This window comes from Methylocystis heyeri, from assembly GCF_004802635.2.
GTDB classification, from domain to species: Bacteria; Pseudomonadota; Alphaproteobacteria; order Rhizobiales; family Beijerinckiaceae; genus Methylocystis; species Methylocystis heyeri.
The window spans coordinates 3,794,172-3,805,952 of sequence record NZ_CP046052.1; the positions used below are offsets into that span (position 1 = coordinate 3,794,172).

At 62.2% G+C, this 11,781-nt stretch carries 8 protein-coding genes; all 8 read right to left on the bottom strand.

From position 1 onward, the window contains the following. Nucleotides 1-61: 61 nt before the first annotated feature. The 8 genes from H2LOC_RS17070 to H2LOC_RS17105 all read right to left on the bottom strand — a co-directional run bounded on the left by H2LOC_RS17070 (nt 62) and on the right by H2LOC_RS17105 (nt 11,777). Nucleotides 62-1,795: a serine/threonine-protein kinase gene (locus H2LOC_RS17070; protein WP_136497488.1), complete on the bottom strand. Its 1,734-nt coding sequence runs from the start codon at nt 1,793-1,795 to the stop codon at nt 62-64. Further along, on the bottom strand, nt 1,792-2,562 hold the full coding sequence (locus H2LOC_RS17075) for a PP2C family protein-serine/threonine phosphatase (protein ID WP_136497487.1): 771 nt from the start codon (nt 2,560-2,562) through the stop codon (nt 1,792-1,794). Before H2LOC_RS17075 ends, H2LOC_RS17070 begins: the two co-directional genes overlap by 4 nt. Continuing rightward, nucleotides 2,559-3,254: a type VI secretion system-associated protein TagF gene (gene tagF, locus H2LOC_RS17080; protein ID WP_136497560.1), complete on the bottom strand. Its 696-nt coding sequence runs from the start codon at nt 3,252-3,254 to the stop codon at nt 2,559-2,561. The genes H2LOC_RS17075 and tagF overlap by 4 nt, the downstream gene beginning before the upstream one ends. A 2-nt stretch (nt 3,255-3,256) precedes the next feature. Further along, entirely contained in the window at nt 3,257-6,817 is a 3,561-nt protein-coding gene (tssM, locus tag H2LOC_RS17085) for a type VI secretion system membrane subunit TssM (RefSeq protein WP_136497486.1), read from the bottom strand. A 200-nt stretch (nt 6,818-7,017) separates the two neighbouring features. After that, nucleotides 7,018-8,529 carry a type IVB secretion system protein IcmH/DotU gene (icmH, locus tag H2LOC_RS17090; protein ID WP_246206871.1) on the bottom strand — a complete coding sequence of 504 codons (1,512 nt, stop codon included), beginning with the start codon at nt 8,527-8,529 and terminating at the stop codon, nt 7,018-7,020. Further along, nucleotides 8,526-9,863: a type VI secretion system baseplate subunit TssK gene (tssK, locus tag H2LOC_RS17095; protein ID WP_136497485.1), complete on the bottom strand. Its 1,338-nt coding sequence runs from the start codon at nt 9,861-9,863 to the stop codon at nt 8,526-8,528. The genes icmH and tssK overlap by 4 nt, the downstream gene beginning before the upstream one ends. Nucleotides 9,864-9,887: 24 nt before the next feature. Then, nucleotides 9,888-11,210, bottom strand: coding sequence for a type VI secretion system-associated FHA domain protein TagH (gene tagH, locus H2LOC_RS17100; protein ID WP_136497484.1), 1,323 nt, complete (start codon nt 11,208-11,210; stop codon nt 9,888-9,890). Between the two features lie 3 nt (nt 11,211-11,213). Beyond that, on the bottom strand, nt 11,214-11,777 hold the full coding sequence (locus tag H2LOC_RS17105; RefSeq protein ID WP_136497483.1) for a DUF6931 family protein: 564 nt from the start codon (nt 11,775-11,777) through the stop codon (nt 11,214-11,216). Nucleotides 11,778-11,781: the final 4 nt, after the last annotated feature.

An 11,781-nucleotide genomic window follows, 5' to 3' on the forward strand; every position in this document is an offset into this window, starting at 1 on the left:
GTACCATATCACGGTCTCAGCTTTTGTGGTAATTTCCACACTCCGTCGGTGTTCGGGCGTTCTATTTCCCGTCGTTGTTTTCAAGGCTGACGAATTCGACCGCGATTGCAGGCGGTTTCGTCAGCGCCGCCAACCGGGCTCCGAGAGAAGCAAAGACCCGCGCAGCCGGTCCGTTCGACGCCTCCAGGCCGCCGACAGCCTCTGCGCTCGCTATCGCGACAAGCAGCATGCGAAGCAGATGGCGATTGGACTTCAAGGCGAGTTTCATGGCGAAACTCTTGGCCTGCGCGGCGTCCCGGAGCTGCGCGGTGACGTCGTGAACAACGCCTTCCTCATCCAGGATAAAGAGCAGAACGGAAGGCGCCGTCGTCTCGATATCGCCAGCCAATTGGTCGCCGCTGCTGAGTTTCCTGGCTTTGACCGAAAGTGTGAGCGGGGGCCCGCCGAAACTTGCGAATTTTCTTGCAAGGTCGAGAGCGGGGCAAAATTCCTGCGGCGCCTCGCGGACCTCGATGCGCGGATTGATCTTCGTGACGCGCTGGATCTCCGCGTCCAGCGCCTCGAAAGGCGCCTGTCGTCCAAAGCCGTCGATCTCGATGTCGCGGGCGCCGGCTTCATGGGGAACGGCCAGGAAACAGGAACCGCCGTCGAAGGACTGAATGATCTGCTGGACTTTGCGGAATGGTTCGGGCTCCGGGCGGTCAGGAACAGGCGGGGCCGCGCTCTGGATCTGAGGCGATGGCCGGCCCGCCGGCGAGGGCGCTGAATGGTCGGCGGGGCGCAGGACCCAAAGCGCCGCCGCCGCGGCGGAGGCTCCAGCCAGCGCGACGGCGCCAAAGAGCTTCATCCGCGCGGCGCCAGCTCTCTTTTCGTCCGGCGCTCGCGGCGGGGGCGCGACGGCTCTCGCGGGCGCCTGAACCGGGGCGGAAGGAAAAGACACCAGCGTGCGCTCATCGCCCCCGAGCGGCCATTGCGCCACCTTGGTCATGCTGTTCGGCCGATCGGCGGGATCGGGTTGCAGCATTCTTTCGAGCAGCGGAACAAATCGACTGTCGATCCGGGACAAGTCAGGAACGCTCCTGCGGCGTTCGATTACCTCGACCTCTTTCCGACCCATATCGAGCGGCTTGCCGAGCAGACATTGCGCGAGCACCAGGCCGAGACTGTAAATATCCGATCTGGCGGTCACCTCGCCGCCGAACATGCCGAGTTGCTCAGGCGAAACATAGCTGTATTTGCCGGCGAAGCCGCCGCCGATCACCGTCTCGCCCACCAGCAGATCGCTGCGGGCGATGCCGAAATCGATGATGCGCGCCTTTTCGACGGCGCCGTCGAGCACGATCACATTGTCGGGCGAGACATCGCGATGCACAATGCCGCGGTCATGGGCGGCCTGTAGCCCAAGGGCGAGGCGCTTTTGCAGGGTGTGGACCTTTTCGACCGGCAAAGCGCCGCGCTGGGTCAGATCGCCGAGATGCTCGCCCTCGACAAACTCCATCGCGAGATAAAGCCGTCGCAGATCCGGCTCCTGAGAGAACAGGAAATATTTGACGATGACCTCATGATGAAGGCGCGCCAGCGCCGCCGCCTCTCTGCGGAACAGGGCCAGGAAAGCGTCGTCCCGCGCCATCTCGGGGCGAATGAATTTCAGCGCGACCGGCTCGCCGGTCTCGATCTCGAAGCCCTTGTAAACTTCGCCCATGCCGCCCGCGGCGATCAGGGATTCGATCTCGTAGACGCCGTTGAGACGCGTTCCCTTGGGCAATCGGCTGGAAAGATCGACCACATGCGTCATCGACTGCGCCTTCCTCCGGCCGGTACGATCGTCGTCTCCTCATCCGCTTGATAGCGGACGACGATTGCGGTCACATTGTCGAGCCCGCCGCGCGCGAGCGCAAGATCAATCAGTTCGTCGCAGGCGCGCTGGGGACCGCGGGTCTCGATTTCGCTCTGCAATTCATCGGGCTCCACATGCAGCGTGAGGCCGTCGCTGCACAAGAGAAATGCGTCGCCGGGTTGAGCCTCGCCGCAGGCTAATTCAAGAGAGAGATGGTCGGCAACGCCAAGGGCCCGCGTGATGACGTTGCGGCGCGGCCACACTCGGGCTTCCTCCGCGGTCAGGAGGTTTTGCTCCAGAAGTTCCTCGACCTCGGTATGGTCGCGAGTGAGTTGCCGGAGGCTTTTGCCGCGGCTCAGATAGGCGCGGCTGTCGCCGGCCCACAGACAGGCGTAGCGGTTGTCCCAGATCGCCAGGGCGACCACGGTCGAACCCATGATTGCTCCGCCGCGGCGCGCCGAAAACGTACGAATCCTGTCGTTCGCCTCGATGAGACGACTGTTGCAAGCCTTCAGCAGGGAAGCGCTGTCGGGTTGCGGAGCTATGGTGGATAGCGCCTCGACGATGATCGAACTCGCGACGTCGCCGGCCTCATGGCCGCCCATGCCGTCGGCGACTGCGAAGATCCCGGATTGGGCGGAGGTCATGAAACGATCTTCGTTGCGCGTGCGGGCTTTGCCGACATGCGTAGCTGAACCGATCCAAAAGGCGTTCGAGCCGGTCATGATTCATTCCGGGGTTGGGTCTCGAACTTGCCCGTGAGCATGCCCTTATAAAGATGAGGATCCGGCATAAGCTGCGACATGAACGCTACGCGCTCGAAATCCTCGCCGCCGATCGTCCACCAGTATGAGACGTTGGCGTAAACCAGGGCGTGTCCCGTCTCCCTGATCCGTTCAAATGTTCGAGCAAAGGACGTGGAGGCAGGCGAGACGCAAGCGAACCCGGGCCCAAGGCTCGAGCCTTCGCTTGCTATCTCAGGCTCGGAGGGAGCCGGAAGCGCTGCAAGCTGTAGCGGCGCCGCTTCGAACCGGAAATCCGGCTCCAGTGTCGAGAGGAGAAAGTCTTCGGCAGCGGAGAACCAGGCCTCCTGCGGGTCGAATTCGGGAGGAGCGATCTTAGTCCCCTCCTCCCCCGTCGTGATCAAGGTGAGCGGGAAATAGCGACCCACCTGGTCCATTGACGGCATGGTCACGCCGAGCGTCTCCGTTCCGCAAATCCCGGCGCCCAGCCAAAAGCGCCAGATCGGCGCGGTCAGGAAGGCCGATCGCCAGTCGGCGGCGAGCTGCAGGCGGCTCGCCGAGATCGAACTTTGAAGCCATGGCTCCCAGACCGATAAAAACCGGCGCGGCGTCTTGATCGCGATAAAGTCGCGCTTCGCCTGAAGCTTGCCAAAGAGGCCGCAACTGTTCGCCATCATCAAATCCCGCTCGGACAATGAAATTCACGCAAAGCGGGGAGCGTGACGGGGTTCAGAGTCGAGGCTACGGTAAACGAATATTGCAGCTCATGGCCGCCGAGCACGAAGCTGACGTCGAGCTTGTCGCCGCTTTTGGAGGCGCGGGCGGCGTCGAGCAGCCGAAAGAGCGCCCAAGCGCCATTGCGTTCGATGGTCGCGAGCTGCGTCTGGCCCGCGGCCGTCGGCGCGGATTGCGCGCGCGCGGGCGTCGGCGCAGCGTCCGCAGGCCGCGCATCTTCCTGATCGGCCCATAGCGAGACCGCAACGCGGCTGGCGCCGGAAGCGCCGGGCCATTGAATGGCCTGCTGCGTCACTGCGGTCGCAGATCGCGACGTTGCTACGGCGCCGTTGACTTCGAGCTTAGCGGTCAGTCCGACCCCGCTCAGCACCGGCGGCAGAACCTGCAGATTGATCTGAGGCGTAGCGCCCCCATTGGGGAAGAAAGCGTCCCTTATCTGCGCCGCGCGCTGGAATTCGCGCAGCGCGCCGGGAGAAAGATTTTTGGCAAAAGACTGATCCGCGCGCCAGCTCCACTCGCGTTTCGAAGTGTCGGCATATTTGACGAGGTTCTGCTTGAAGAAGCCGTCAATGATCCCGCCCGGGGCGAACAGGCGGCCAAAATCCGAGAGCGCGACTTCGCTCGTCGCGTTGCGCGTGAAAGGATAGCGCCCATTGACGATCTGCTGACAGGTTCCCGAGACCTGATCGCCGAGCGCCTGCGACAACCGGTTGAGTTCGACGTTGTTCACATCCTTTTCGAAGCTGCCGGCCGCGGCGGCGAGCATTTTCTTGAAAGGGTCCGGAAGCGTCGGGGCGGAGGCCTTGAGCTTTTGCACCTGCGGCGCGAGCAAAGCGTTGGCTTGCTGCGCGTTGTCGGGAATGGTCGCCGCGGTGATGAGATTGTCCCTGATCACGTTGAGCTGGCTGATGAGATCGTCGATCGGCCTGTGACCGGGATCTCCATGCACCCACTCTTCGTAATTCTTGAACTGGATTTCTATCCGGGAGCCGGGCGCCTGGTCCTGATCGCTGAAAAGCGCAGCGTCCGGGGACGATGGCGCGGCCGCGCCTTTTGCGGACGGCTCCTTGGTGAGCGCCGTCTCGTCTCGGATCGATTCGAAAAGCGCCTTGATCGGAGAGGCTTGCGAAGCGGCCGCTGCGAGCGCGACATAACGCGGTTTATCTGCGGTGAGACGCTTCATCTGCAATCTGCCGAGGGCGTCACGCCACGTCTTTACAAAGTCGCCCGCATAAAGATTCAGAATATCGTTCGGCAGGGTCTTGTATTGATCGGCGATGATGGCCTGATCGGCAAATTTGCCGAGCGCCCAACGTTCGGATTCGACATCCTTGGCGATTCCCGGCAGGCGCTGCAGCAATCCCTTCTGAAAGCCGGCATAAGTATAAAATCCCGGCACACGGGCGCCGTCGGGTTCGGAGGCTGTTTCAAACACACGCTCGAATTCGGCGCCGCCCGCGCGCGACGCCGTCCAATCGGGGATGCCGAGCCCGCTCGCTTGCGAGCGCAGCAAGTGATAGGCGCGCTGAGAAACCGAAAGCTGAGCCAGAATCTTCTGATTCTCTTCGATGAAGGCAGGGCTCGCCTCGATCATCATGGGGCCGTCGTCCGCCATGTCCAGCATGGCCAGAAGATGCTCCTCGAGAGCGGCGCGTCCCTGCGCCTGCGCGCCGGAGCCGGGGTAAATCTCTTTCGCCCAATCTTGCTGCTCCCAGGCGAGCACGAGGCCGCGGTCGACACGGTGGAGGCCGCCGAGCATCTGATAGACTTTCAGCGCCCCGTAAATATAGCCCGGATCGTCGCGGTGGCTATCGATCGCTTCCTCGAGCCGATAGAGCAGGCGAGGGCGCAACAGCCGTTCCAACCCCATTCGGTACGCCTGCGCCGACGCGGCGGCCAAGCGCTCGCGCTGGCTCAAGCCGAAACGTTCGGCGAGAGGCGTTTCAGCATCCTGGTTGGCGTAGCCGACCGCGGCGTAACGCAATTTCCGCAGCAATGGGAGGGTTTTCGCCAGATCGCGATCGGAAACGACGTCTTCGCGCGTAAGCGCATTATCCGGGATTGCGGCATATTCCTGGGCGGAGGCGTCCACCGCCGCGACAAGCTCTTTATTTCGATGATAACTCGACCAAAGCGCAGAAAGCGTCGCCGCGCAGAGGGCGACCATTACGACGCCCGCCGTCAGACGCCAGAGAAACGCCGCGCGCACTGCTTTCGCGTCGGTCGAAACCCAGGCCGCCTCGTTGATGATGACCTTTTGAATGAGGTCATAGAGAAAGTAGCTCTTCCCTTGACTGGGCTGGTTGACCGCCCCCGCCGTCTCGGCGCCGAAATTCTTGACGAGCGCGTTGATGAGCTGGTCGATTGGAGCGCCGTGCTGCGTTCCCGACGTAAAATAGAAACCACGCAGATTAGCGTTTGAATGATAGCGGGTCGGTTCGAAGATCGCGTTGAGGAAATCATAGAGCGGGCGCTTGAGCGCCGCCATTTGCGCCGGAAACCCGAATAGCGATACGCGAAACGCGGGCGCCGGCTCTTCCTGCAGCCGATCAGGGATCTGCAAGGTCAACCGCTCGATGAGCGCGTCGAACTCCGTCGGCGTCTGCGCGACGAGATTGCTTTTCTTGTCTTTGGTTTGAAAGGTCGCGCCCCAGACCTGCCTGCGAGCGCTCTGGTCGAGATCGGCGAAATATTCGGAAAATCCGGCGATGAGATCGCATTTCGTGAACAGCGCGTAGACGGGGAAATCCACCCTGAGCCGCTCGTTCAGCTCGAGCAGCCGAGATCGAATCGCACGCGCATGCGCGGCAAGTTCGCTTGGCGAAAGCCTGATCAGATCTTCGAGACTTATGGCGACGAGCACTCCATTGATCGGTTGCTTGGCGCGATGCTTCTTCAGCAGATCGAGAAAGGCGAGCCAGCTGCGCTTATCGGCCGCCGCGTCGGAGTCCTGGGTGGTGTACCGGCCTGCCGTGTCGACCAGGATCGCGTCTTCGGTGAACCACCAATCGCAATAGCGGGTGCCGGAGACGCCCGCGATCGCGGCCGGCGTCGCAGTTCCCGAGAGCGGAAATCTCAGCCCCGAATTGACGAGCGCGGTCGTCTTTCCAGAGCCCGGCGGTCCGATGATCACATACCACGGCAGATCATAGAGGAACGTCTCCTTTCCGCCCGCGGCCTTCTTGAGTGTCCTTAGCGCGTCCTTCATGCGCTCGGCGAGCGCCGCAGAATCGTCTTCTTCCCCTCCCTCCTTGGCTATCGCGTCGGCGATGGTCTTCGCATCCTTCTCACGCCTCCACCAAAACCAGATGAAAAATCCCACGCCGACGGCGACCAGAGCTGAGGCGATGCCAAGACGAAGCCACAGGCTCTCGAACGGGCGCGAGCCATCCACGACGATATGAGGCGCCGCGAAATAGATCAGCAAGGCGACCGAAACGAGTCCCGCCGTGGAGAGCGCGATGCGCAAAAGGCGCGGTGGGTGTCCAAGCTCCAAGCTCATTTCACTATACCTGTCGTAGTCTTAAGGATTAGGTGGGGACGAGTCTCTGTCTGATCGTGTTTTTTCACGCGGTCCGATTTCCGCTTTTGCTCGAAAACACGCGAGAGCGCGTTCGGTTCAAACGCAGTCGAACGTGCTCTAAATCTCATTGATCGAGCATGTCTTTTCCAAAAGCCGCTTCGACGTTTTGGGAACATGCTCTAGTATCGGTCGACACGCGTCACCAGCACTTCGACGCGCCGGTTCCGTGCTTTTCCCTGGGGAGTGTTATTGTCGGCGACGGGTTCGTCCGGGCCGCGTCCATCAGTCGAGATCCGGTTCGGGTCGGTGAGCATCGGGCGCAACAGCGCAGCAACCGCATTGGCGCGTTCGATCGAGAGCTGCTGATTGTTCTTGAAATGGTTGAAGACGCTGAGCGGTTGATTATCCGTATGGCCGACGATCCTTATCGGCCCCGCTTCCTTGTCGACGATTTTCGCGATTTTCTCCGAGATGCCCGAGAATTGCGGCAAGAGCTTCGCCTGACCGGAGTCGAACATCGTGACCGCGCCGAGCCGGATCGATATCCATTTGCCGTAGTAATCCGCCGAGGCGACGCCCCGCGCGATTTCGTCCGAAAGCTGCGCGCGGATGCGTTGCAATTGCGTGACCACTTGCGGCGGGAGAGGGGCTGGTTTCTCTGCGACGCGCCGCTGGAGCGTGATCTTGCCGTTCGGATGCAGGCCGATCAGCGCAGTTGCAACGGCGTCGCTTTGACCGCCCAGCATTGAACGCAGGACCAAGAAAAGCGCGAAAAGCGCGAGGGCGATTACGCCCGCTATGCTCCAAAGCGGGATGGTTAAATGCGAGCGCGGCATGGCGAAGGCTTGCCCCCGCCAACGGGGCGAAAGAATCCTGGTGCCGCGCTGACGCTGGCGGCGCAAGTTTTCATAGAGGTCGCGCTGGATGAGCTGCAATTTGGTCAAGCCGCCGGCGGAGGTGCGATGCACGCCTTGAAAGCCCAGCGCGAGACAGGCGTGTTGCAGCTCCAGAACATTGTAATTGGTCGCGGGATCGCGCTTCAAACGTTCGAGTTCCTCGAAGAAGCGCACGCCGCCGGTGCGTTCGCCGAAGAAGCGCGAAAGCATGCTGTACTGTGTCCAGACATGACGATCCTCGGTCGGGATGTTCTGCACGATGTCGTCCGCCGTTGCGCAGATCAGATATTTCGCGACATTGGCCTGCTCGCGGGCGATGCCGCTGGCCCGCATCTCCTTGTCGAAGAAGTCGATCGCCGCGGCAACCTGCTCCATGAGGCTGGCGAAAGACGCACGCAACGCGGCGACTCGCAGGCGGCCAAGCAACAGCAGCAGGGGCGCTGCAGCGTGCATGATCGGGTTCTCGTTGCGCGCGACGAGTTCTTCGAAGCGCAAATCCTCTGCGCGTCCGAGCGTCGCGCTTTGCTGAACGTCCCCGCGCTCGGCGGTGATCCAAGAGTCGACGCCTTCGTCCGCGCCTCTAGGGCCCGGATAGGGTTCGCTGGCGCCGAAGGGGCGGTCGACGGGTTGCGGCGGCAGGCGCTCCGGCCGATAGGCCGGCGCCGAAGCCGGCGTGTAGGGCGACGACGGCCGGGACGGCGCAGATGACGGCGGCGGGCGGCGCAGGCCCGGATTGGGCGCGATGATGGTGCGTTCCGGTTCTGGCCCGAAGGGATCGTCATTCCCGCTCATCATCTCGCCCCTTCCAACACCGCCCAGAGTTCAAGCTGCAGTTCGGGCCAATCTCCGGAGAAGTGCAGACCGATCGAAGCGGCGTTCGAGAATTCCGGCCAGAGCGGCGACTGCTTGTCGAGAAAGAAATAGACGTGGTTTGAGATCGCGCGGATCTGTGCAGGCGGCGTCGGCATATGCACGAGCCGCACGCCGGGGAGGTTCGCGTGCACGATCTCGTTCATGCGGCCATTGGGCCCGAGCTTGAACAGCTGCGGCAACTGCTGCTGTATGTCCGTGAGCGGCAGCGCAGCGGAGACTTCGAGCACGAAGGTCGCATTGCGGAACAGCGAACGATCGCGAATGGGAGAGACATAGGCGTTGGTCGCCCGCTGGATGAGTTCGAGCCGGATGGCGCGCCGTCCGAGATTGGCGCTCAAAAACTCCTGTAAATCACGCAGGATCGGTTCGAACACGTCCTCGAGATGGTCGTGATCATATGCAGGATAGGTTCTCGCACGACGATCCAAAGCGGCGAAGGTCGCGAGTTCGCCCGCAAGCGAGGTGAACGCCGCATATATGCGTTCGGGATGTGTGTAGCCGGACTGACGCAAATGCCGTAGCAGCGGGATCGCGCGGTTGAGCGTCTGCAACATGAAATAGTCGACGCTTTGGAGCCCACCCCCCGCCGACGGGTCTGCGGCGTAGCGCGCGAGTTCCTCGACCTTATTGTCGATCCAGCCGATGACGCGATCTATCCAGCCCGAAACCACGGGATGCGCGGCGCTGATCAATACCGGCGGCGCGAATTTTTGGTCGAAGATCAGCGCACGGTCGCGGATTTCGACGATCCGCGCGACAGCGAGGCAATTGTAACCCTGTTTGGGCGTGCGTCCGATTTCCAAGGCGAGGCGCAAATGCGCTACGTCTATTTCTTCTTCATTGCGCAGCTCGGAAACCGTGTCGATGATGGTCTCGACACCTTCGACGTAACGGCTCGCGGCCTCTTTTGTGCGATGATCGACTTCGCGTGTGTTGGAGACGACGTGCGGCAGGGTGAGCCAGACGGTCAGTCCGGCGCAATTCTCCGGGGCCTCGATCGCGAGCGGCGGCATCCCATCGTCGGGCGCGTCAAACGGGGTGCCGTCGGGCATCAGACCCGTGGCTTTACGCAAGGCGAACTTGCTTTGCTGCGCAAGATCGAGGTCGATTTCAAGATGCGAAAAGCCCCATGGATAGGGGGAGATATGCGAAGTGCGGGCTTCGACGAGCCTTTCGAGATAGCGGTCGGCCTGTTGCAGATGGTGAGGGCGTAAAAACAACCCCTCTCTCCAAACGACCTTGCTGCGCCAGGACATGCTCCTCACCCCTCCCGTTGAATTTTAGCTCTTGTCGTAGCAATCCGAGAAATGCCGCATGAATACGCCGACGAGTCCGCCGTCATGCCGCGCGGTCATGGCCTTCCACCGGGTCTCGTAAAGCTCCCACAGGCGCGCTTTTCGTGCGGTCTTGAACAGTCCGCCGCCTTTTTCCGCTGCTTTGTCGATGCCGGCCGGGTCAAATTCTTCCGCGATGATGCGCATCGCCTGTTGCATCGCCGCGAAGGTTCTGACCTGATGTTGCTTGAGATCGAAAAACCCTTGCGCGAAAGCCTCCTCGGCGCCGAGGTAGCTGCGGGTGGACGGACCGAACATAAGGCGCATGGCGTCGTCGACGCTCGGCGAGAATTTGAGCGGATTGTTGCTTTCGAGTTGGATCGTCGTTTGCTGCGCGCTGCGCGTGACGCGTTTCGTTTCCGAGCGCGCGTCGAGCAGCAGCTTCATCTCGGAGGCGAGGCTGCGCACGAGCCCGCCCAGCTGACGACCGAGTTCTTCGGGACCTTGCTGCGACAATGGGCCGGTCGGCGCTCCCGATGCGGCGGCGAAGGCTGAAAGAAAGGCGGCGAAAGCCGGTTCCGCGATCTGCAATTCGGCGACGGGCGCCGCTGTCGGAGTCGCGGTCGCTTCGTGGGGGCTCGGAGTCGCTTCCATCGAAGCCGCGCTCGCCACATCCGCCTTGATGGGCGGCGAGTCCAGCCAGAACTCCTCGGTCTCCGGCATCGAGGGCCGGCGCGGAGTCGGCGCAGGCGGCGTCTCGGGCGGCAGGTCGAGAGCCGGCGGCGGCGCGATCCATTGTTCAATATCGTTGCGTGGCGCGGACGACGGCGTTGGGAGATCCGCGGGGCGATCCAGCCAATCGCCATGGACGATCGCCGCCGCTTCCATGGGGCGCGTGTCTTTAGGTGAGATCGGCGGGGGCGTTGCGCCTTCCGGCCGCCATAAATCGTCGTATACGGCCGCTTGATGCATGAAATCAGGCGAAACCGCGTCCGAGTCCCTATTAGCGTTCTTTTCGACTCGCACGGCAATGATGTATTGGCCAATGACCAGACGGTCGCCGTCGCTCAGGCGATAGGGGGACTGCGTTCTATTTTCTGAACCGTTGACGAAAACGCCGTTGGTGGAAACGTCGTAAAGCAGATAATCGCCGTATTCGTGTCGAATTTCGCAGTGCTTGCTCGAGATGTGACGCTCTGGATCGGGCAACGTCCAATCCAGATATTGCGCCCGTCCGATGTCCAGCCCGCGCGCCCCGGTGACCGTGTAGCGCAGCGGTCCGCCGTCCGGAAGGTTTGTAAAATTCTCGATCGTCAAGGTGAGTTGCATCGCCTAGCCCCTCCGCGCCAGTTGCATGCCCTGATCCAACCAGCTCCGAAGATAATCGCATTTCTGCGACAGCGGAAGCCGCGCGCCGGCGAGCAGGAACGCCGCCCGCACACATTGCGCCGTCAGTTGCGGCGTGACGCGGATGAGCAAAACTTCAGCCGCTTTCGCCGTCGAGAGCTTCAAAGAAGGTCCGGCGAAGCCTGCCGCGTAAGCGACGAAAGTCGCAGGAGATCTCTTGTCGCCCGCGCAGGCGATGTCATAGGCGGCCCTGCGCGACGCCTCGTCTGGCTGGCGCACCCATTTCTCGGCGGCGTCAAGGGCGCGCAATTCATGGGGCGTCGGCGCGGATGGTAGACAGCGCATCGCCTGGCAAGCCCACCAGCTCGCTTTGCGGCGCTCCAGCAGATAGGCGCAGAAGGCGATGGCCGCCATTTCCCGGCCGGCTGCCGCCAGAGCCGCAGCAAAGGCGAGGGGCGCTTCGCCGTTCGGCGCCGCGCCGATATCTTTGGCGGCGGTCGGAAACGCCGCGAACAGGTCTTGCGCGCTGACGAATCTTGCAGGGCTCATAGCG

Coding starts and splice junctions, on each gene's coding strand:
- H2LOC_RS17070 (WP_136497488.1), bottom strand. CDS start 1,795: ATGACGCATGTGGTCGATCTTTCCAGCCGATTGCCCAAGGGAACGCGT.
- H2LOC_RS17075 (WP_136497487.1), bottom strand. CDS start 2,562: ATGACCGGCTCGAACGCCTTTTGGATCGGTTCAGCTACGCATGTCGGC.
- tagF (WP_136497560.1), bottom strand. CDS start 3,254: ATGGCGAACAGTTGCGGCCTCTTTGGCAAGCTTCAGGCGAAGCGCGAC.
- tssM (WP_136497486.1), bottom strand. CDS start 6,817: ATGAGCTTGGAGCTTGGACACCCACCGCGCCTTTTGCGCATCGCGCTC.
- icmH (WP_246206871.1), bottom strand. CDS start 8,529: ATGATGAGCGGGAATGACGATCCCTTCGGGCCAGAACCGGAACGCACC.
- tssK (WP_136497485.1), bottom strand. CDS start 9,863: ATGTCCTGGCGCAGCAAGGTCGTTTGGAGAGAGGGGTTGTTTTTACGC.
- tagH (WP_136497484.1), bottom strand. CDS start 11,210: ATGCAACTCACCTTGACGATCGAGAATTTTACAAACCTTCCGGACGGC.
- H2LOC_RS17105 (WP_136497483.1), bottom strand. CDS start 11,777: ATGAGCCCTGCAAGATTCGTCAGCGCGCAAGACCTGTTCGCGGCGTTT.